Annotated in this window: 22 protein-coding genes and 4 tRNA genes; 2 read left to right on the top strand and 24 right to left on the bottom strand. The window is 35.9% G+C overall.

Translation table 11 applies throughout. From position 1 onward, the window contains the following. Positions 1–42: 42 nt before the first annotated feature. Both MHH71_RS16195 and guaC read left to right on the top strand, forming a co-directional pair. Positions 43–1,116, top strand: coding sequence for a DctP family TRAP transporter solute-binding subunit (locus MHH71_RS16195; protein ID WP_006096762.1), 1,074 nt, complete (start codon positions 43–45; stop codon positions 1,114–1,116). A gap of 299 nt (positions 1,117–1,415) precedes the next feature. After that, positions 1,416–2,399, top strand: coding sequence for a GMP reductase (gene guaC, locus MHH71_RS16190; protein WP_003202530.1), 984 nt, complete (start codon positions 1,416–1,418; stop codon positions 2,397–2,399). A 96-nt stretch (positions 2,400–2,495) separates the two neighbouring features. Here the strand turns inward: guaC and MHH71_RS16185 are convergent, their stop codons facing one another. The 24 genes from MHH71_RS16185 to MHH71_RS16070 all read right to left on the bottom strand — a co-directional run bounded on the left by MHH71_RS16185 (position 2,496) and on the right by MHH71_RS16070 (position 22,158). Beyond that, positions 2,496–3,374, bottom strand: a complete 879-nt coding sequence (locus MHH71_RS16185; protein WP_003202549.1) for a radical SAM/SPASM domain-containing protein — start codon at positions 3,372–3,374, stop codon at positions 2,496–2,498. Between the two features lie 352 nt (positions 3,375–3,726). Further along, entirely contained in the window at positions 3,727–4,206 is a 480-nt protein-coding gene (gene rlmH / locus MHH71_RS16180; protein WP_003209320.1) for a 23S rRNA (pseudouridine(1915)-N(3))-methyltransferase RlmH, read from the bottom strand. Positions 4,207–4,265: 59 nt separating this feature from the next. Next, positions 4,266–4,451 (bottom strand): CxxH/CxxC protein, encoded by a 186-nt coding sequence (locus MHH71_RS16175; RefSeq protein WP_026008486.1) that lies wholly within the window; start codon positions 4,449–4,451, stop codon positions 4,266–4,268. Between the two features lie 55 nt (positions 4,452–4,506). Further along, the gene (locus tag MHH71_RS16170; RefSeq protein WP_006096764.1) at positions 4,507–5,691 is read right to left on the bottom strand and encodes a S1C family serine protease; all 1,185 of its coding nucleotides are present in this window, start codon (positions 5,689–5,691) and stop codon (positions 4,507–4,509) included. A gap of 63 nt (positions 5,692–5,754) precedes the next feature. Continuing rightward, a complete protein-coding gene (locus MHH71_RS16165) occupies positions 5,755–6,549 on the bottom strand; it encodes an MBL fold metallo-hydrolase (protein WP_006096765.1) in 795 nt (264 codons plus the stop codon). A gap of 6 nt (positions 6,550–6,555) precedes the next feature. After that, on the bottom strand, positions 6,556–7,377 hold the full coding sequence (locus MHH71_RS16160) for a two-component system regulatory protein YycI (protein WP_033799287.1): 822 nt from the start codon (positions 7,375–7,377) through the stop codon (positions 6,556–6,558). Then, positions 7,358–8,701 (bottom strand): YycH family regulatory protein, encoded by a 1,344-nt coding sequence (locus MHH71_RS16155; RefSeq protein WP_033799288.1) that lies wholly within the window; start codon positions 8,699–8,701, stop codon positions 7,358–7,360. The genes MHH71_RS16160 and MHH71_RS16155 overlap by 20 nt, the downstream gene beginning before the upstream one ends. Next, entirely contained in the window at positions 8,698–10,533 is a 1,836-nt protein-coding gene (walK, locus tag MHH71_RS16150) for a cell wall metabolism sensor histidine kinase WalK (RefSeq protein ID WP_006096768.1), read from the bottom strand. The genes MHH71_RS16155 and walK overlap by 4 nt, the downstream gene beginning before the upstream one ends. Positions 10,534–10,536: 3 nt before the next feature. After that, positions 10,537–11,244, bottom strand: coding sequence for a cell wall metabolism DNA-binding response regulator WalR (gene walR / locus MHH71_RS16145; RefSeq protein ID WP_000971870.1), 708 nt, complete (start codon positions 11,242–11,244; stop codon positions 10,537–10,539). A gap of 285 nt (positions 11,245–11,529) precedes the next feature. Next, positions 11,530–11,602: transfer RNA gene (locus MHH71_RS16140), tRNA-Phe, on the bottom strand. 44 nt (positions 11,603–11,646) lie between these two features. Further along, positions 11,647–11,722, bottom strand: a tRNA-Asp gene (locus tag MHH71_RS16135). A 21-nt stretch (positions 11,723–11,743) separates the two neighbouring features. Continuing rightward, positions 11,744–11,815: transfer RNA gene (locus MHH71_RS16130), tRNA-Glu, on the bottom strand. A 13-nt stretch (positions 11,816–11,828) separates the two neighbouring features. Beyond that, a tRNA-Lys gene (locus tag MHH71_RS16125) sits at positions 11,829–11,904 on the bottom strand. A gap of 153 nt (positions 11,905–12,057) precedes the next feature. Continuing rightward, on the bottom strand, positions 12,058–13,347 hold the full coding sequence (locus tag MHH71_RS16120) for an adenylosuccinate synthase (protein ID WP_006096770.1): 1,290 nt from the start codon (positions 13,345–13,347) through the stop codon (positions 12,058–12,060). A 216-nt stretch (positions 13,348–13,563) separates the two neighbouring features. Beyond that, complete coding sequence (dnaB, locus tag MHH71_RS16115) at positions 13,564–14,925, bottom strand: replicative DNA helicase (protein ID WP_006096771.1); 1,362 nt, start codon at positions 14,923–14,925, stop codon at positions 13,564–13,566. Positions 14,926–14,952: 27 nt separating this feature from the next. Beyond that, positions 14,953–15,399: a 50S ribosomal protein L9 gene (gene rplI / locus MHH71_RS16110; protein WP_018764827.1), complete on the bottom strand. Its 447-nt coding sequence runs from the start codon at positions 15,397–15,399 to the stop codon at positions 14,953–14,955. Beyond that, positions 15,396–17,369 carry a DHH family phosphoesterase gene (locus MHH71_RS16105; RefSeq protein ID WP_006096772.1) on the bottom strand — a complete coding sequence of 658 codons (1,974 nt, stop codon included), beginning with the start codon at positions 17,367–17,369 and terminating at the stop codon, positions 15,396–15,398. Before MHH71_RS16105 ends, rplI begins: the two co-directional genes overlap by 4 nt. 152 nt (positions 17,370–17,521) lie before the next feature. Further along, on the bottom strand, positions 17,522–18,460 hold the full coding sequence (locus MHH71_RS16100) for a YybS family protein (RefSeq protein WP_003202592.1): 939 nt from the start codon (positions 18,458–18,460) through the stop codon (positions 17,522–17,524). Positions 18,461–18,540: 80 nt separating this feature from the next. Then, positions 18,541–18,774, bottom strand: coding sequence for a 30S ribosomal protein S18 (gene rpsR / locus MHH71_RS16095; RefSeq protein WP_000918874.1), 234 nt, complete (start codon positions 18,772–18,774; stop codon positions 18,541–18,543). A gap of 45 nt (positions 18,775–18,819) precedes the next feature. Further along, positions 18,820–19,332 (bottom strand): single-stranded DNA-binding protein, encoded by a 513-nt coding sequence (ssb, locus tag MHH71_RS16090; RefSeq protein WP_016112819.1) that lies wholly within the window; start codon positions 19,330–19,332, stop codon positions 18,820–18,822. Between the two features lie 27 nt (positions 19,333–19,359). Continuing rightward, the gene (gene rpsF / locus MHH71_RS16085) at positions 19,360–19,650 is read right to left on the bottom strand and encodes a 30S ribosomal protein S6 (protein ID WP_003209337.1); all 291 of its coding nucleotides are present in this window, start codon (positions 19,648–19,650) and stop codon (positions 19,360–19,362) included. 192 nt (positions 19,651–19,842) lie between these two features. Next, a complete protein-coding gene (ychF, locus tag MHH71_RS16080; RefSeq protein WP_006096782.1) occupies positions 19,843–20,943 on the bottom strand; it encodes a redox-regulated ATPase YchF in 1,101 nt (366 codons plus the stop codon). A 115-nt stretch (positions 20,944–21,058) separates the two neighbouring features. Further along, positions 21,059–21,256, bottom strand: a complete 198-nt coding sequence (locus tag MHH71_RS16075) for a DUF951 domain-containing protein (RefSeq protein ID WP_003202584.1) — start codon at positions 21,254–21,256, stop codon at positions 21,059–21,061. Positions 21,257–21,276: 20 nt separating this feature from the next. Further along, positions 21,277–22,158 carry a mechanosensitive ion channel family protein gene (locus tag MHH71_RS16070; RefSeq protein ID WP_003202583.1) on the bottom strand — a complete coding sequence of 294 codons (882 nt, stop codon included), beginning with the start codon at positions 22,156–22,158 and terminating at the stop codon, positions 21,277–21,279. Positions 22,159–22,311: the final 153 nt, after the last annotated feature.

Raw genomic sequence — 22,311 nt, 5'->3', positions numbered from 1 at the left:
TTCTCGGTATGCTTACATTAACAACCCAAGAGGAGGTTTAAAATGAAAAAAATAGTTGCTTTTATACTCCTTTTTATTGTTTTAATTACTAGTGCTTTATTTATAGGTTTTCAAAGTCTTTTTTCTCAAGGTGAGCTTGCTTATGACGATGACCAAGCAGGCTTGAAAAAACAAATTGTTTTCAAATTTAGTCATGTTGTAGCAGAAAATACACCTAAAGGGCTTGCTGCTAGTAAATTTGCTGAGCTTGTTAATGAGAAATCAAACGGAACTATAAAAATAGAAATTTTTCCAAACGGGAGCCTCTATTCTGATATAGAAGAAATCCGTGCTTTAAAAGCTGGGCAAGTTCATTTTATTGCTCCCTCTACCTCAAAGCTCGGAATGCTATCTCACGAATGGGGTGTATTAGACCTTCCATTTGCTTTTCCAAATTATGAAGCTATTCAAGAAGGCTTGAACGGAAAAATTGGAGAACAATTACTTCAGTCCTTACAAAAAGACAACATTAAAGGGCTTGCCCATTGGTCAAATGGCTTTAAGCAAATCACTTCAAATAAGGGGCCTATTTATACACCTGCAGATATAAAAGGACAATCCTTTCGCATTATGCAAAGTGATGTTATTCAATCCCAATTTGATTTATTAAAAGTTCATGCACATCAAGATTCATTTAATTCCACATATAAATTAATTGAAACAGGGAAAGTTGATGGTGAAGAAAATACTATTTCAAATATATACTCTAAAAAATTTTATAACGTTCAAAACTATTTGACAATTAGTAATCATGGGTATTTAGGCTATGTTGTAATGATGGATCAAAAAACATGGAATCAACAAACGGAAAAAACGAAGCAAATATTACTTGAAGCAATGAAAGAAACGACTGAATGGAACAATCGTCAGTCCATCCGAATGAATGAAGAACAACTTGAGCTTATTAAACAAAGTTCACCGATTCAAATTCACGAATTGACAGCTTCACAAAAAAAAGAGTGGGAGAAAGCATTATCTCCTATATACGAAGATCTTGCTCCTACAATTGGAGAGCAATTGGTAAATGATTTAAAAGAATTGAAAAAGAAGTATCAATTTCTTGAAGACAATAAATAACAAAGAAGCAGGGTATTTTAGCACCCTGCTTCTCTGTTATTTTACTATGATATTCCGAAATATTATTTCACTATTATCGATTAAATTTTTACAATATACTTTTCCCAAAAAAACGAACAATATAGATATGTACAAACTATTTAATTCGGTATTACTCATTATTCCTTTAAATTCCGTCCCTATATTTTCTAAATATCAACTAAAAGCTTTGACTTAACGAAAAAAATGATGTACATTATCTTTTGGGCGAACATTTTTTTAAATTGAAAATAAAATATTCGTATTTAGGGGTGTAATTCATGGAAAAAGTATTCGACTATGAAGATATTCAATTAATTCCGGCAAAATGTATAGTAAATAGCCGTTCTGAATGTGATACAAGTGTAACTTTAGGAAAACATACATTTAAATTACCTGTCGTACCTGCAAATATGCAAACCATTATAGATGAAAAAATTGCTGTATATTTAGCGGAAAATAAATATTTCTATATAATGCATCGTTTTGAGCCAGAAAAGCGTATCTCTTTCATTAAAGATATGCACTCTCGTGGCTTAATCGCATCTATTAGTGTTGGTGTGAAAGAAGAAGAATATGAATTTGTACAACAATTAGCTGCTGAACAGCTTTCTCCTGAATATATTACGATAGATATCGCACATGGGCATTCCAATGCGGTGATAAAAATGATTCAACACATTAAAACACATTTACCTGAGAGCTTTGTTATCGCAGGAAATGTAGGAACTCCAGAAGCAGTAAGAGAGTTAGAAAATGCTGGTGCTGATGCAACAAAAGTAGGTATCGGACCTGGTAAAGTATGTATCACAAAAATTAAAACAGGCTTTGGAACTGGCGGCTGGCAATTAGCTGCACTTCGTTGGTGTGCAAAAGCTGCAAGTAAACCAATTATTGCTGACGGCGGTATTCGTACTCACGGTGATGTAGCTAAATCCATTAAATTTGGCGCAACTATGGTTATGATTGGTTCATTGTTTGCCGGACATGAAGAATCTCCAGGAGAAACAATTGAAAAAGATGGGAAACTCTACAAAGAATACTTTGGTTCAGCTTCAGAATTCCAAAAAGGTGAAAAGAAAAACGTAGAAGGCAAAAAGATGTTTGTCGAGCACAAAGGATCTTTAGAAGATACATTGATCGAAATGGAACAAGATCTTCAGTCCTCTATTTCTTATGCTGGTGGAACGAAATTAGATGCAATTCGTACTGTAGATTATGTTGTCGTGAAAAACTCAATCTTTAATGGTGATAAAGTATATTAAGCTTTATTTACCCTTTAAATACAATAAGTATTGATTATTATATAAAAAATGAGCAAGGTACTTTATTTCGTACTTGCTCATTTTTTTATTATCTCTCTATTTTCCAAACCTCTTACGATATCCACATTTTCTACATAGTTCCTCTACTGCCACTCTTCGTGAAAATCCATCTACAAGATTTTGGGCTCTATCCCTTTCGATAATATCAGAAAATGAAGCATCATTAATATTTCCAAGGTTGATAATTCCCTCACCATCCAAACAACAAGGGATAACAGTCCCGTTTGCTAAAATACCTGCTTGATTTCGAAGACCATGACAGAAGCCTTTCCCATCGTCCTCTTCTTCATGCAATGCCGGCCACTGAAATTCGTAATCTTGGTTAATGAAGATGCGATCCGCAATCTTCACGCCACTTCCTGGTGTAATCTTCTCTTCAATTTTATATGGTAAATCAAATTCTTTCTCAATAATTTCTAATAAATTTCTGTTTCGCTGTATTTCAAGATTTGTCTTATTGTCTTGCGTAAGATTCCATAGCCTCAGCGAAACAATTAATTCCGATTGACTCGTTGCTTCTTTAATAAAGGAAAGTATGCTTCTTACATACCCTTCTTTATCTTCAGATCCTGGATGACCATCAAAACTATGAAGTGAAAAATTCATCTGTCTTAGTGCAGGTTTATTTAATAATTTATGCCTCTTTTTATTAATTAACGTTCCGTTGGTTGTAATATTAACCTTAAACCCTTTTTCATGACTTAAGTCTAACAATTGATCTATTTTAGGATGAAGCAACGGCTCACCTTTTACATGTAAATAAATGTAGTCCGTGTGAGGTTTAATTTGGTCTAATCTCTTAGAAAAATCCTCCACAGAAAGAAATTGCTTCTGTCGTTCTGTTGGCGGACAAAAGCTACATGCAAGATTACATACACTAGTAATCTCTAAATAAAACTTCTTAAACTTTTTCAACCTCAATTCCCCACTTCTTTAACTACTTAGAACAAAATGAAATATTGTTCTATCAATATTACAGCATAATTTTTTATAAATAGAAACATACTTATTCAAGGAAACTAATTTTACCATTTTCTCTGTTTGGAAGCATATGATTGTATTTTACTTATCTCACTACAATCTAAATCGTAATTCGTCCAATTATTATGAAGCGTTAAAAAGACCATCAGGGGATTTTTCTCCGATGGTCTTCTTAATAGTAATGATCTAATGGATAACTATCATATTGTAGAAATTTTAATAAAAAGTATTCTGCCATATATCGAATTATCCTAATCGTTACACCACATCTACAGCTGGCTCCTTTTTACTTGTGATAAGGTTCACCACGATTAATCCGAAAAGCCCGATACACTTGCTCTAAAAGTACCAATCTCATCAGCTGATGCGGCAATGTCATTTTCGAGAATGAAAGTGATTCGTTAGAGCGCTTCATCACTTCCGAGCTAAGCCCGAGTGATCCCCCAATGATAAATGCTACTTTACTTTTTCCATATGTAGCAAGACGATCAAGATTCGCTGCAAATTCTTCTGATGACTTTTGTTTTCCTTCGATTGCTAATGCAATAACATGTGTATCATCTGAAATTTTATCTAGTATTCGTATTCCTTCTTTTTCTTTTACAATTAACATTTCTGCTTCACTTAAATTTTCCGGTGCTTTTTCATCCGGCAATTCAATAACTTCTACTTTTGCATACGCAGATAGTCGTTTTAAGTATTCTGCAATACCTTGTTTTAAATATTTTTCTTTTAATTTTCCGATTGAAATAATCGAGATATTCACACGTACTCCCCACCTTACAAACACGTTATCCACAAAACTTATCCACATATCCACAAGTATTACCCACATATTGTGTGAGAATCTGTGTTCGATACAACATATGTCGCCTTGTTTTGACAAAATTCACATGTTTTTTGTTCTTTTTCTGAGTTATCCACACTGTTGATAACTGGCGCTACTTCACACTCATCCACAATGATATCCAACGCTAATTCTACATGTTCTAAACAACAAGGTAACTTCATATCTTTCACCTCACTTTTTCACAATAGAAAACAGGAGGGCTGTCCTCCTGTTTTCTTAATAATTTTGACTGCCTAATTTCACCGTTGTTGTTGCTCGTTTTGTACCACGATAAAATGTCAGAGTCATTTTATCGTCAATTTTTTTATTATATAATATCGTTCGGAATCCAATAATATCATGTATTGGTTTTCCATCAACAGCTATAATTACATCATGTTCCCTAAGTCCTGCATCTGCACCAGGCGATGGACTTTTCACATCTAAAATGCAGACACCATCTGTTACATTTCCTGGTAAATGCAGCGTTTTAGACCAGTAATAATTCGGAATTTCATTTAGAGATCTCAGTTCAATTCCAACATAAGGACGTTTTACTTTCCCATACTTTTCAAGTTCATTCATAACAGGAACTGCTCTCGAAACAGGGATGGCAAGCCCAATTCCTTCTACTTCTTTCGCTGCAATTTTCATCGAATTAATTCCAACAAGTTGTCCTGCTACATTTACAAGTGCACCGCCACTATTCCCTGGGTTAATAGCTGCATCTGTTTGCAGTACTTCTACTTGCCAATCATAATGCCCATCTTGATCTAAGTCTACAGGAACAATTCTCTCATTTGCAGAAATAATTCCTTGTGTAACAGTTCCTGAAAATTGTAATCCAAGTGGGTTCCCAATTGCAATGACTGCTTCACCTCGACGCACTGTATTAGAATCACCAATTTCAATTACTTTCTTAACTGGCTTTGCATCTATTTCTAGAACAGCTAAATCTGTAACTACATCGCTACCTAATATTTTACCAGGAACCTTTTTTCCATCACTTAAGCTCACCTCAATACGATTCGCTCCTGAAACAACATGATGGTTTGTTACGATATAAGCATGACCATTTGTTTTCTTATAAATGACGCCTGATCCTGTTCCAGCTTCTGAATCTGCTTCTGAAAAATTATCACGTTGGATGTTTATTACACCAACAACGGCTTCCGATGCACGATCAACAGCATCTACAAAACCAGAATGATTCGCTGTTTGTGATTGCTTTACTACCATATTCTCTTCACTTGCCTCAGCTTGCTGCAAGGGGCCAGTTTCAGATTGAGAAAATAAAGGAGCTCCAAATGCAAACAATGAAGCCCCTACGATTGTTCCTGCTATGCTAGAAATAATGATACCTTTGTGCTTCTTTTTACCTGTTCGTTTCATACGAAATTTCTCTTCATCAATAAAGGACATACTTGTTCACCAATCCTCCCGAAAACAACTATATTCCCCTTTATTGTTTACTAAAATCAAGAATTATACGTATTGAATTTTCGTTGGTGCCTTTGGATCCGTATCATGTACCTCAAACGCTTCTCCAACTGCAAAACCTTTTTCCTCTAGCACCTGTGCAACAGACATATGTGCTAGTTCTTTCATATTATTATCTAAGCTCAAATGCGCTAAATAAATGTGTTTCGTCTCATCTGTAATAACATCAGCCATTGCAAGTGCTGCATCTTCATTAGAAACATGACCCACATCGCTTAAAATGCGTCGTTTTATACTCCATGGATAACGTCCCATACGAAGCATTTCAACATCGTGATTACTTTCAAACACAAATGCGTTTGCTCCTTTAATGATACCTTTCATACGATCACTTACATAACCTGTATCTGTAATAAGGGCCAATTTTCTACCATTATGATGAAATGCATAAAACATTGGCTCTGCCGCATCATGAGAAACGCCAAATGATTCCACTTCAATATCTCCAAATGTTTTCACATCACCAATTGAGAAAACAAATTTTTGATCAGTTGGAATGTTACCAATTAAATGTTCCATAGCGCTCCACGTTTTTTCATTTGCATACACAGGTAACTGATATTTACGTGCTAAAACGCCGAGACCTTTAATATGATCACTATGCTCATGTGTGACAAGAATACCTGATATATCTTGGATATTCAATTCAGCTTGCTGAAATAGGGCTTCTGTCGCTTTTCCACTCAAGCCTGCATCAATGAGCAATTTTTGTTTCTCGGTCCCTACATATAGCGCATTTCCTGTACTGCCGCTTGCAAGTACACTAAAATGCAAACCCATTTCTGCTCACTCCATTATTTTTTCTTTTTCATTTTCCTTTTCTTTCCCTAACTTAATAACTTGTCCCTCAATGGCATTCACAAAATAATCTACTTTTCGATCTGTTTTTAAATTCCATGTCGGAGCAAGCACTTGTATATTAGAAGCAGAAGATGCTACAAGAGTTGCATATCCAATCTGTGCTTCTTTAAAATGTGTATTTTGTTTTATTCCAGTCTTAAAGTATAAATTTTCTAAAGCTGTTTGAGCGGTAATAATCTCTTGCTCTTTTGCTTTTTCATTCTCACCCATCTCTTTTAAATCGGTTAACATTGTTTGTGTATACGAAATAAATTCACCTTTCTCATTTACATCCACAACAATCATCCCATGATCATTATAAAAGATAGGTTTATCTTTATACTTTTGAAAGAAATAGATTTTCGTTGCTTCTGCTTTACCAAACTCATATTTCTGACCATCTAGCACATAGTTTTTCAAGAACTCACTATATTTATCTTTAGAAAGTGTTTTTGCATTTAACAATGGTTCCTTTAATTTACTTTCAATTGTGTTTAAATCTCGTAAAGTAACTGTTTGATTTTTTAAAGAACGTATATCTTCTTCTTTAAATTCCTTATTTTTCGCTGTAATAAAGGAATCTTTCTTTGGTTCTTTTGGTAAATCACCAATGGTAATTTTATCATCTTTTAACTGCTGATCAACCTTTGTTTCTGCCATGAGCTCTAATTGGTTACTATCTTGTTTTTGAATGAATTGAAAAACGAGAAAGAGGTCTAAAATAAAAAAGGTAACAATAAATATTGTTTTAATCCGATTCCAGTCCAATTAGCTCTCCCTCCTTCTCTTCACTCCACTCATATGCGTGATGATCTTCACCATAAATTACGTACCAAATTGGCTTTAACTTTATATTTGTAATTTGTCCGTTTTGCTCAACTTCCGGTACTAATTTATAACCTATTCCAATGTTTTGAATCAAATTTTTAGCTATCTTCGAATTTTTTTCTAGGGATTGGATAACCGTCCGACCAGTTGGAAGCGTTGTTTCTCCACCTTTATAATATGGCATCCATTTAAATAATGGGCGTCTATAACTAATTAATTCTTCTGATCCCCATACTTGCCTTAATTCGGTCATTCCTTCTCGGTTAAATACTGGCAAATCTTCTTCATACAAACGGAATTTGGTTGTCCCTTTAGTCCCTTTAGAATTTATATAGTCAAATCGATAAGCATCAGTTAATCCACTATGACTATTAACAAATTCAAAACTCCGCTGCATAAGAGAGGTCCCATTCATAGGTGCACCACTAGCTACAGATGAATTTGTATACTCTAACATTCGATTCTGTTTGTTTATTCGCATAAGACGAATGCCATCTGTATATGTATCCTCTATTTCGTTAGAAAAAGGTTGCACATAGCGCGGGTCACTAAATAGTGCATTTTTAAATGATTCCACTTCCATGACTTGCGCAAAATACATTGAATTTTGCATTTCTGTTGAACCATCTGGTAAAAATATTTTTTTCGTATCATTTATTTCATACGCAAAATACGGTCTTGCTAAAGCTAAAAATTGATTTTGCGCATTTATAATGTCCCTTAGATTCACACCTGTTAATGTCATTTTATACACTTTACGAGTACTATAAGAAACGAAATTCACATCAATATTTTGATCACGACTTTTAGAAGGATCAACAACAATACGATCAAAATTAAACATATCCAATTTCTTATCTTTAATTGTTAATACGCTCCTAATTGCATCAAATGGAACCTCTGTCGGAAAGACAATTTCAATCTTGCCTTCCCCGTGCACATAAGAGAGGAAATCACCTTTAGATATGGAGTTTGTAATATCCTTAAAATCGTGCAATTCCCCTGTTTGAATAAAAGTATATAATAAATTAATATTATTTTTCTTTTCACTTACAAAATGATTGTTATCCTTATGAACAATCATAGAAGATGGGACAATTACATTTGAAACATCTTGTTTCAGTGCTGTTGCGTTACCTTGAACAAATTTTGTGCTCTGCAATGAATTAGAATCAGGTACATAAGTCCATAAATTGAAAGTAAGAAACAGACTAATGACAACTAAGTTAATGAGAACAATGGTTTTAAAGTTTTCCATATTCATTCCCAATCGTCCTCTTCTTCCTTCGCCATTGGAAGGACGAAATAAATGGTTGTCCCTTTTCCTTCCTCACTTTTTGCCCAAATAGATCCACCATGCGCCTCAATCATTTCCTTAGCAATGGCTAAACCTAAGCCTGTTCCACCCATCTGTCTTGAACGCGCCTTATCTACACGATAAAAACGTTCGAAAATCTTCTCTACATTTTCTTTTGGAATACCCATTCCCTGGTCACTCACACTAATTTCTAACATATCCTCTCGATCGCGCAGGCGATATGTTACTGTTCCACCTTCAGGAGAGTACTTTAACGCATTTGAAATGATATTGTATAAAACCTGTGTAATTTTATCAGCATCCATATCAATGAATCGAGATTTCTTAGAGAATGAACGCTTGAAAATTACATTTTGTTCCTTCGACATTTCAAAACGATCGATAACATTGTTAAAGAAATCTGTAAAATCTACCCATTCTTTCATTAAACGATGTTCTGTACTATCTAATTTAGATAATTGTAACAAGGCATTCACAAGTCGAATCATTCTTTCCGTTTCTTCTTGTGTAACTGTTAAAAATTGCGGTGCAATATTCGGATCTTGCCATGCACCATCACTAAGTGCCTCTAAATAACTACGCATCGTTGTTAACGGCGTCCGTAGTTCATGTGATACATTTGCTACAAACTCACGGCGCTCACGGTCAATTCGCTCTTGTTCTGTTACATCATACAACACAGCGATTAAACCATTTGCTTTACCTGTTTCTTTTTGAATAACAGAAAAACTAGCTCTTAAGATATACGGTTCATTTCGCGTACTGAAATCTAATAAAACAGAATCTGGTTCTTCATATAGGTGATCGAGTGTAAATTCCTCTTGAATGCCTAGCACTTCTAAAACAGACTGATCTAATGCCGTTTCACGTGAAACGTTTAACATCTTTTCTGCCGGATCATTTAATAAAATAATGTCCCCTTTTCGATCAGTAGCAATTACACCATCTGTCATATGAGATAAAACAGACGAAAGCTTACGTCTTTCACTTTCAGTCGAAGAACGCGCTTGTTGTAATTTTTTTGATAAATTATTAAACGCTAGTGCTAATTGACCAATTTCATCATGACTGTGTACTTTTACCTTACGGGAGTAATTTCCCTTTGCCATTTCAATTGCTTGCCTTCGCATATCTGAAATTGGTCTTGTAATTGTTTGAGCTAATAAAATCCCTAGAACTGCTGTTACTAATAAAGCAATCACTGTCCCCGTTGCAAAAATTTGATTGATATCCTTCATCTGCTTATAAACATCTTCCATCGAAGCAACGATGTGAATGACACCAATTATTTTCCCCTTTTCTCCTTCAATTGGGGTAGCCATAACTTGAACACGATGACCGGTTTTTCCATCTTTCTCAATCTTTCCTTCAGCCTTTTTTTGTACAATAGCCCTTTGCACTGTTATGTCTGTTATTGTTTTCCCTACCATACCTTGCTTAGATGAATTAGATATTGCTAATAGACGCCTGTTTGGGTCAATCACACGTACTTCTTGAATATCCTTTTTCCGGTCTGATGCAAAGTCAGTAATTGATGTTTTAAGTGCATCTTCTAAAGGGGGATCTGTTTTTTCACGCTCTTTTGCAAACTCTTGCTTCAAATTATAAGACAGTAAATTCGTTTGTTGTGTTAATGAATCCTTAAAACTTTGTACGAGACTTTTCTCCAGTTCACGAACAAAATATACACCAATAACCTGCATTGCTATCAAAATTAATAGCATATAGATGAGCACAAACTTTAAATGAATCGATTGAAAAAAACCAACTTTCTTCATATACTATTCCTGCTCTGGATCACGCAAGTAATACCCTACCCCGCGTCTTGTTACAATTAAAGTTGGGTGACTTGGGTTATCTTCAATTTTTTCACGTAAACGGCGTACTGTTACATCTACTGTACGTACATCTCCAAAATAATCGTAGCCCCAAACCGTTTGTAATAAATGCTCACGCGTCATAACTTGTCCTAAATGCTTCGCCAAATAATGAAGTAATTCAAATTCACGATGTGTAAGTTCAATGCTTTCTTCTCTTTTCGTTACACTGTACGCATTTGGATTAATCACAATTGGTCCAATAACCATTTCTGTATTTTCTTCTTTTTCAGCTGAGCCACCTTGTTGATGACGACGCAAGTTTGCTTTTACACGTGCTAATAATTCACGCGTACTAAATGGTTTTGTTACATAATCATCTGCTCCAAGCTCTAATCCCAATACTTTATCGATTTCAGAATCTTTTGCAGTTAGCATAATAATTGGCATTTCAGAGCTTTTTCGTATTTCACGACAAACCTCTAACCCATCTTTCCCTGGTAACATAATATCCAATAAAACCATATCTGGTTGTTCCTCATTTGCCTTTTCAATAGCTTCGTCACCATCGTGCGCCATCACAATTTCAAAGCCCTCTTTTTCTAAGTTAAATTTTAAAATATCTGCAATCGGTTTCTCATCATCAACGACTAAGATTTTCTTTCCCATCATTGTTTGTTTCCTCCTAATAAAAATATGGTCAATCATCCTCAAACATGCACAGCTATCTGTATAGCGTATAATCAAACATTCGTAGCCTTTGTTTGAGTATTTTCTCCTCTATTCTCATAGAATCACGTATGATCCACATAAAAGTGGAACACTATACAATCTACAGAAAAACCCCTAGCTTCAACTGCTAGAGGCTCCTCATTCTATTGTAAAATAACTACTCTCATTTGTAAAATTGAAGAATATAAAAAGGATATTAAGTGGGCCCACTTAATATCCTGAGAGTGGCTCGGGACGGAATCGAACCGCCGACACGAGGATTTTCAGTCCTCTGCTCTACCGACTGAGCTACCGAGCCAAAACATATATATATAAAACCACTAATGGTGGTATAAACAAAAGTGGCGGTCCCGACCGGGGTCGAACCGGCGATCTCCTGCGTGACAGGCAGGCATGTTAACCACTACACCACGGGACCACAAAACATATATAAAAGATATGACCCGTACGGGATTCGAACCCGTGTTACCGCCGTGAAAGGGCGGTGTCTTAACCACTTGACCAACGGGCCACGAAAAATAAAATGGTGAGCCATGAAGGACTCGAACCTTCGACCCTCTGATTAAAAGTCAGATGCTCTACCAACTGAGCTAATGGCTCATACTCACCAACGTCATATTTTCGTGACGACAAGAGTTATCATAACATAATAACTTTTGTTTTTGCAATACCTTTTTTATATTTTTTTATATAAGATAAGAAAAAACTCATGTTTACATGAGTTTTTTCTTAAATAAACCAATTTTATATCAATTAAACACCGTATACGTTACGAACGATGTTTGTTTGATTACGATCTGGACCAACAGAGAACATAGATAATTGGATACCTGTTAATTGAGACACACGCTCTACATAATGTCTTGCATTTTCAGGAAGCTCCTCTAATGATTTTACACCAGTAATATCTTCTGTCCAACCTGGAAGCTCTTCATATACAGGCTCACATTTTGCTAAAATGTTTAAGTTTGCTGGAACTTCATCCAGAACTTCTCCATTATACTTATATGCAATACAGATTTTCACAGTTGGAATACCTGTTAATACGTCGATAGAGTTTAAAGATAAATCTGTTAAACCACTCACACGGCGTGCATGTCTTACAACAACGCTGTCAAACCAACCTACGCGACGTGGACGACCTGTTGTTGTACCATATTCACGACCAACTTCACGAATTTGATGGCCAATTTCATCATTAAGTTCAGTAGGGAATGGACCGTCACCAACACGGCTTGTATATGCTTTACATACGCCTACTACACGATTGATTTTAGAAGGACCAACTCCAGAACCGATTGTTACACCACCAGCAACTGGGTTAGAAGATGTAACGAATGGATACGTACCTTGATCAATATCAAGCATTACGCCTTGTGCACCTTCAAATAATACGCGGCGTCCTTCATCTAACGCATCATTTAATACAACAGATGTATCGCATACGTATTGCGCGATTCTTTGACCATATTCAAAGTACTCTTCAAAGATTTCATCTGCATTAAATCCTTCTGCATCATACATTTTTTCAAACAGACGATTTTTTTCTGCTAAATTACGTTCAAGCTTTTCTTTAAATGCTTCACGATCTAAAAGATCAGCCATACGAATACCAACGCGAGCAGCTTTATCCATGTATGCTGGACCAATACCTTTTTTCGTTGTACCGATCTTGTTATCACCTTTACGCTCTTCTTCTAACTCATCTTGTTTTAAGTGATAAGGTAAAATAACGTGCGCACGGTTACTAATACGTAAATTATCAGTGCTTACACCACGATCGTGTAAGTATTTTAATTCTACAAGTAATGCTTTTGGATCTACTACCATACCGTTTCCGATAACACAAATTTTTTCTTTATAGAAAATACCAGATGGAATTAAGTGTAGTTTATACTTAACACCGCCAAAAACAATTGTATGTCCTGCGTTGTTTCCACCTTGATATCTTGCAACTACTTCCGCATGTTCAGAAAGGAAATCAGTAATTTTACCTTTTCCTTCATCGCCCCACTGTGTTCCTACAACTACTACTGAAGACATTATTCAAGCACCTCCGCAATTTTCAAACGAACTTTTCAAACAATATAATTGTACCAAAATGAAAAGAGAAGTCAATTTAAAAACGAACATTTTTTTATCTTTTATCAATTTCGTTCGTAAGAATTCTTTATTCACACGATGAAAGCTCTATTTTTTATTCATAAAAAAAAGAAACACATCTTATTATAAGAAATGTGTTCCTTTTTTATACTTCTACTATGCCGGTGGCGCATGTCCATCGTCAAAACGTCGCTCTAAGTTTACGAATTTGTTAAATTCCTTCACGAATGCGAGCTCTACAGAACCTACTGGACCATTACGTTGCTTGGCAATAATAATTTCAATCGTGTTTTTATTTTCGGTTTCGCGATCATAGTAATCCTCACGATACAAGAATGCCACAATATCGGCATCCTGCTCAATACTTCCTGATTCACGAATATCAGACATCATCGGACGTTTATCTTGACGAGATTCAACACCACGAGAGAGCTGAGATAAGGCAATAACAGGAACTTGTAGCTCACGCGCAATTCCTTTTAATGTACGGGAAATTTCAGATACTTCCTGCTGACGGTTTTCACCAGATTTCCCACTACCTTGAATAAGCTGTAAGTAATCGATTAAAATCATTCCAAGTCCCTGTTCTTGCTTTAATCTGCGGCATTTCGCACGAATTTCACTAACTCGAATTCCTGGCGTATCATCAATATATATTCCAGCATTCGAAAGACTTCCCATTGCCATTGTCAGCTTTGCCCAATCATCTGAAGTTAACGAGCCAGTACGAAGCCTTTGTGCATCAATATTTCCTTCTGCACAAAGCATACGCATAACAAGCTGATCAGCACCCATCTCTAAACTAAAAATCGCTACATTTTCATCTGTTTTAGTTGCCACATTCTGCGCGATATTCAGTGAAAATGCCGTTTTTCCCACTGAAGGACGAGCTGCCACAATGATTAAATCGTTACGTTGAAATCCCGCTGTCATCTTATCTAATTCAGTAAATCCAGTTGGTATTCCTGTAACTTCACCTTTTTGATTATGCAAAAGTTCAATTTTATCATAAGCATCTACAAGAACATCCTTAATATTTTGGAATGCCTTTGCATTTGTCTGATGTGATACTTCTAATATTTTTTTCTCCGCCTCATTTAAAAGACCTTCCACATCATCTTCTCTCTCATATCCATCTGAAACAATATGAGTTGCCGTTCGAATCAAACGACGCAAAAGTGATTTTTCAGCAATAATGCGTGCATAATATTCTACGTTGGCCGCTGTCGGAACAGCCTCCGCTAATTCAGCTAAATAAGAAACACCACCAACTTCTTCTAACAACCCTTGATCAGCAAGCGCTGCTGTTGCGGTAACTAAATCAATAGGTTCTCCTTTATCAGATAGTTTAAGCATAACTTCAAAAATCTTTTGGTGTGCTGTTCGATAGAAAGATTCCGGCATTAGCAGTTCTGAAGCTGAAGTTAATGCATCTTGATCAAGAAATATCGCACCTAAAACCGCTTGCTCAGCCTCTATATTATGCGGAGGGGTACGATCAGCAAGTACGTCACTCATGCGCAATCCTCCTTGCCTAACTTATTTTTATTGTTCACTAACATGAACTTTTACTGTCGCTGTTACTTGTGGATGTAATTTCACAGTTACGTTTGTATATCCTAATGCACGAATTGCATCGTCCATTTCAAACTTACGTTTATCAAGCTTAATATTATGTGCTTTTTGCATCGCATCTACAATTTGTTTACTTGTAATAGAACCAAATAAACGACCACCTTCACCAGACTTTGCTTTTAATTCTACAGTTAATTTCTCTAGAGTTTCTTTTAACTCTTTCGCATTCTCAAGTTCAGCCGCTGCATCTTTTTCTTCTTTACGTTTTTGTGCTTCTAACGTTTTCATGCTGCTATTTGTTGCTTCCGCAGCTAATCCTTGTTTTAGTAAGAAGTTATTTGCATAACCATCTGGTACGTTCTTTATTTCTCCTTTTTTCCCTTTACCTTTTACGTCTTTTAGAAAAATTACCTTCATGATTGTGTGCCTCCCTGTAAATAGTCATCAATAACAAATTGAAGTTTATCTTGAGCTTCATCTACTGTTACATTTTTCATTTGTGTAGCTGCATTCGTTAAATGTCCGCCGCCACCTAGATTTTCCATAATTAGTTGCACGTTTACTTCGCCTAAAGAACGCCCACTAATTCCAATGAAGCTTTCCCCACGTTTCGCAATGACAAAAGATGCGATTACTCCTGTCATTGTCAGCAACGTATCAGCTGATTGTGCGATTAATACTTGATCATAATATTCATCGCCGTCTACTTTCGCAATTGCAATTCCATTTTTATAAATGTAAGCATTTTGAATTGTTTTTGCAACTCTTAAATACTGCTCCATATCTTCTTTTAACAATTCTTGTACAAGTACTGTATCCGCTCCATGCGAGCGTAGATACGAAGCTGCATCAAATGTACGGGCACCTGTCCGGAATGTAAAGCTTTTCGTATCCACTATAATCCCTGCAAGTAATGCTGTAGCTTCTAACATTGTCATTTTCAAACGCTTCGGCTGATATTCAAGAAGTTCCGTCACAAGTTCAGCTGTCGAAGACGCATATGGCTCCATGTACACAAGAAGAGGATCCTCAACAAATTCCTCACCACGGCGATGATGGTCAATCACAACTACATTTTCAATCTTATGCAAAAGCTTTTCCTCCATCACCATTGATGGTTTGTGCGTATCAACAACGACAAGCAATGAATCGTCTGTTGCAAACTCCATAGCCTGCTGTGGTGTAATAAAACGAGACCATAAATTCTCATTTTGCTTTACCTTATCCATTAAACGTTTAATACCTTTATCAGAGTCATTCTCGTCTAGTACAATGTACCCTTCACGCTCATTCAACTGTGCTACTTTTAAAATTCCAATGGCCGCCCCAATTGCATCCATATCAGGAGCTCTATGACCCATTATAATAACATTACTGCTCTCTAATACTAAATCTTTCAATGCATGAGAGATAACCCGTGCACGTACACGCGTGCGTTTTTCCACTGGATTTGTCTTGCCACCATAAAATTTCACTTTACCTGTCGCTTGTTTAATCGCAACTTGATCTCCACCTCGCCCTAAAGCAAGATCTAAACCCGATTGTGCCATCGCACCAAGCTCTGATAAAGATAAGTCGCCTGATCCTACACCAATACTTAATGTAAGTGGAATATTTCGTTTTGATGTTTCTTCACGCACTTGATCTAAAATATCAAACTTTCCTTTCTCCATTTGTGCCAGAATACTTTCATTTAACACAACAAAGAATCTCTCTGAAGAAGCTCGTTTTAAATATGCACCGTATTTGATAGCCCACTCATTTAGACGTGATGTCACAAGACTCGTGATGTTCGTACGCAATTGGTCATCCAAACCTTGTGTAACTTCATCATAGTTGTCCAAATAAATAATCGCGAGAACTGTACGCTGATCCTCATACATTTTTTCAATTTCTGTTTGCTCTGTTACATCGAAGAAATAAATCAGCTTTTCTTCTTTCCTTACAAACACACGAAACTTACGATTATTTAAAGATACAATATCATCCGCAGTTTCTCCTTTAATAAAGAGGAGTAATGTTTCTGATACATCATACAAATGCCATCCTGCTAAAGAGTGTTGCCCCAAACAAGAGGACAAATAAGGATTTGCCCAATCAATTCCATAATCCTTATTGTATAACAAAATACCAATTGGCATTTGATTAAACGCTTCATTACTTACTTTCTTTACTCTTGTAATCATATCCGTTGTATACTTTTCAAAATTCCTCTGAAAGGCTAACTCAAATCGAATTACAAAAAAGAGAACAATACAAAAAATAAAAAAAGCGGCCATTCCCATTATCCAGTGCAAATAACCGAGAATGGTAATAAGCACAAGCATAAAAAAAGCTAATACATAAACAGGATATAAAAACCGCTGTCTCTTATAAAATTCAGGCATGTACCCAACTCCTATAAAGTAAAACTAACACAAATAGGAAATCATTCAATTTCCATCAATGGTCAGTTGAACAGATTAAACGCCCCAAAGTTAAACTTCCATTACAAGCTTACGTCATATAATAAGCTCATATATCCTTCTCTCGTCTTTGCTTATTTTGGTTGTATTTTAGAACGTAACGAAAAGCCTAAATCAATTATACCTAAGATTGTTACTAGTGGAAACAACATTGGAATAATCATACATACGATAAAACTGAGAATAGGGATCGCTTTTGCATAACCTTTTACATGCGCAAAGAAGGCTATAAATGAAAAACCTTGGAATAGGAGCAGCAATGAAAAGATGGCATATAGATTAGAAAATGCCATATATACATATGAATCTGATTCCACCTTCATAAATGTTGAAAGTAAAATAAATACTACATAATACCAGACAATGCTTTTTGGCAATCGCATATCCCTAAACTTAGGCCATGGCTCTATCGCATACTTTAATCTCTTTAAAACATTCCCCGCTATTAATACTGTAATCCAAGAATATATTAAAGAAACCATTACAAGCAAACTTGGCAGAAGAATTCGAAGCATATCACTAAATTGCCCTAATAAATCTTTTTGCTCTTGGTTAATTGGCGCACCTGCTGCCTTCATTATTTTTTCACTTTGTTCCATTCCTTGTTTGAACATATCTTGCATTTCCTTAAGAAAATCTATGTTAAAAAATTGTATACTCGCTACATAAACTAGTACAAAATTAAGCAAATATACAAGCGTTCCTACCAATAATATTTCTGCTGGTCCTTTTTTCTTCTTATACATATATCCTAAAGAGATGCCTATTATGCCTGACATGAATGTATTCACAAGACTAAGTGGCGAACTAATAATGATAGTAACAAGAATCGATGCTCCAAACAGCATACATGTACTAGAAAACGGATACCTTACCATAAACAATAGAAAAGGCAATGGAAGTGCAAATATTGCAACCATACTTATAACAGGTACATACAAGAACGTTAAAAGTAAAACTGCATATACAGCTAACAAAACTGCCCCTTCTGTAATAAGCCTTGTACGTTTCATCTTTTACCTCCTATTTCCAAAAAGAAAAGCATAGCAAAATGCACAGTAGAGTCCGACTCTACTGTGCATTTCATACGCTATTATTCACCAACATATGGTAAAAGTGCCATTTGACGAGCACGTTTAATTGCAACTGTAAGTTTGCGTTGGTATTTTGCGCTTGTTCCTGTTACACGACGAGGTAAAATTTTACCACGCTCAGAAACGAAACGTTTTAATAAATCAACATCTTTATAGTCAATGCGAGTGATGCCGTTAGATGTGAAGAAACACACCTTACGACGTTTCGCACGTCCACCTTTGCGTCCTGCCATGTCTATTTCCCTCCATTCTTTGTTAAAAATAACCGATTTATACCATTAGAATGGTAAATCGTCGTCCGAAATATCAATCGGTTGACCTACATTTGAAAATGGATCGTCATTCTTCGTAAATCCAGAGTTACCTGAGTTACCTGAATTACCAGATTGACCAAATGGGTTAGAGCCTTGGTTACCGTAACCAGCTCCTGATGGTTGCTGATTGAATGAACCACGTTGCTCCCCACCGCCATTACGCGGCTCTAAAAATTGTACGCTCTCCGCAAGAACCTCTGTTACATATACACGCTTACCATCTTGTCCCTCATAATTACGAGTTTGAAGACGTCCATCTACGCCTGCTAAGCTACCTTTTTTCAAATAATTCGCCACGTTTTCTGCTTGTTTACGCCATATTACACAATTAATAAAGTCAGCTTCACGCTCACCTTGTTGATTTGCAAATGCGCGATTTACAGCTAACGTGAAAGTAGCTACCGCAACACCATTGGGCGTGTAACGTAAGTCAGGGTCCTTAGTTAAACGACCAACGAGGATAACACGATTCATCAATCGAACCACTCTCCCTATATATCTTAATTATTTTTCTTCTTCTTTAACAACGATGTGACGAAGGATATCTTCGTTGATCTTAGCTAAACGATCGAATTCTTTAACAGCTTCTGCATCAGAATTTACGTTTAAGATCATGTAGAAACCGTCACGTAAGTCGTTGATTTCGTAAGCTAAACGACGCTTACCCCACTCTTTTGTGTTAATGATTTCTGCACCATTGTTAGTTAAAACGCCTGCGAAGCGCTCAACTAAAGCTTTTTGAGCTTCTTCCTCCATGTTTGGACGGATGATGTACATGATTTCGTACTTTTTCATTACACTTTCACCTCCTTTTGGTCTAAACGGCCCATAATGGGCAAGGAGCAATTAATTATATAGTAATTACTCACGAGTTTAGATTATATCATAGTAAGTTAGATGAATCAACTAACCAATAAATAAAAAACTTGGCAAACATATGATATATTTGCCAAGTTTATATCCCTATTTTTCCTAGGAAATATAAAATTACACGTTAAAGCGGAAGTGCATAACATCTCCATCTTTTACGATATACTCTTTTCCTTCTAAACGTACTTTTCCAGCTTCTTTAGCTGCTGTCATAGAACCGTTCTCCATTAAATCATCATATGAAACTGTTTCAGCACGAATAAATCCACGTTCAAAGTCTGTATGGATAACACCAGCACATTGTGGTGCCTTCATACCTTTCTTAAACGTCCATGCACGTACTTCTTGTACACCAGCTGTGAAATAAGTAGCTAAGCCTAATAAATCGTATGCAGCACGAATCAGCTGATCTAAACCTGATTCTTCAATACCTAACTCTTCAAGGAATACTTTTTTCTCTTCCTCATCTAACTCAGCAATTTCTGATTCAATTTTTGCACAAACAACAATTACTTGTGAATTTTCATTTGCCGCAAATTCTTTTACCATCTGCACATATTCATTTTCAGATGGATCCATGATATCATCTTCACTTACGTTTGCTACATAAAGCATCTCTTTCGTCGTAAGCAAATGAAGACCTTTAACAATTTTCATTTGTTCTTCTGTAAACTCAACAGTACGAGCTGGTTTTCCCGCTTCAAATGCTTCTTTTAAGCGAACTAAAATTTCGTGCTCATATACTGCTTCTTTATCCTTTTGTCTTGCTAATTTTGCTACACGTTCAATACGTTTATCAACAGATTCTAAATCTGCTAAAATTAGCTCTAAATTGATTGTTTCAATATCATCAATTGGATCTACTTTTCCTGAAACGTGTGTAATATTTTCATCCTCAAAACAACGAACAACTTGGCAAATTGCGTCTACTTGGCGAATATGAGATAAGAATTTGTTTCCTAATCCTTCACCTTTACTTGCACCTTTTACGATACCTGCGATATCAGTAAATTCAAATACAGTTGGAACAGTTTTTTTCGGTTCTACTAGTTCCGTTAATTTATTTAAGCGTTCATCTGGTACTTCTACAATCCCTACGTTCGGATCAATTGTACAGAATGGATAGTTTGCAGATTCTGCTCCCGCTTGTGTAATTGCATTAAATAATGTTGATTTCCCTACGTTAGGTAAACCAACAATCCCAGCCGTTAATCCCATATTTTTCACTCCTATGTCTCAATCTTCCATCATTATAGATAGTAACGAATAAAATGACAAGTTCCCTAAAAGTTCAAAAAAGTAACAGCTGCCTGGAGCAGCTGTTACTTCTTCTCTATTCTTCATGCTTTACAAGAATTTTTTTCACCTTGCGATCAAACTCTCTTCGAGGAATCATTACCGAATGGCCACATCCCTCGCACTTAACGCGGATATCCATTCCCATACGAATAATTTTCCAACGATTTGCACCACATGGATGGGCCTTCTTCATTTCCACAACATCGTACAAGTTATATTGCTTTTGCTCCACTCTCTAAACCCCTCTCACAACTAATTTGCTTTCTCACTAACCATTTCTTCCCGATTATATAAGACCATACGTGGATATGGAATTTCAATACCATGTAAATCAAGACGATTTTTAATCTCTTTACGAAGGGCTCTAGCAATAGCCATATGTTTCATTGGTTCTACTTCAGAGACAACACGTAGTACAACTTCAGATGCAGCAAGTGTTTGAATTCCTAATAATTCTGGTTTTGCTACCATTTCTTCATATCTTTCAGGTAATTCCTCTAATAAATCTTCAATTACCTGTTCTGCTCGTGCTATATCACCTTCATAGGAAATTGATATATCAACAAAAGCTACACTATTACTAATGGAAAAGTTCGTTACTTGCGTAATACCACCATTTGGCAAAATATGAATTTCCCCTGTCCAGCTTTTTATCTTTGTTGTACGTAATCCAATTTCTAAAACTACACCTTCAAATTGACCGATACGAACATGGTCACCTACCGAAAACTGATCTTCTAATAAAATAAACAATCCTGTAATAACATCTTTTACTAAGCTTTGAGCACCAAAACCGACTGCTAAACCGATTACCCCAGCCCCAGCTAGTAAACCTGATGCATTAATGTTAAATACGCCTAAAATCGCTATTAACATTATGAACATAACAACGTATGCCACAATGTTTTCAAGCAATTTCGCTACTGTAACTGTACGACGCTCTGAGATTTGAATTGGTGAACGACTTCCCATACGGAATGCATTTCTTACAATTGCTCTAGCAATACGTACTACTACTGCACCAAGTACTAAAATTATCAATATTTTTAATGTTGCCATTCCGACATAAGCCCAACGATCTGAATCTAATAAATATCTCTTGGTAGCTTCGAATCCTTGTGTTAATACATCCATATACTTCTACCTCTCCGATAAAAATTTCTTTTTCATTCATTCTTTATTGTATCAGAAGTTTTCTCCATTTCTGAAAAAAAATTTATTGCTGTATTTGCATTTGTTCACTTTGATTCAGGTATAAAATGTAATGAATATATATATACTAGTACT

It is taken from the genome of Bacillus sp. FSL H8-0534, assembly GCF_038005885.1.
Taxonomy (GTDB): domain Bacteria; phylum Bacillota; class Bacilli; order Bacillales; family Bacillaceae_G; genus Bacillus_A; species Bacillus_A pseudomycoides.
Note: the sequence above shows the minus strand (reverse complement) of the source record. Positions and strands in the feature narration are given on the sequence as shown.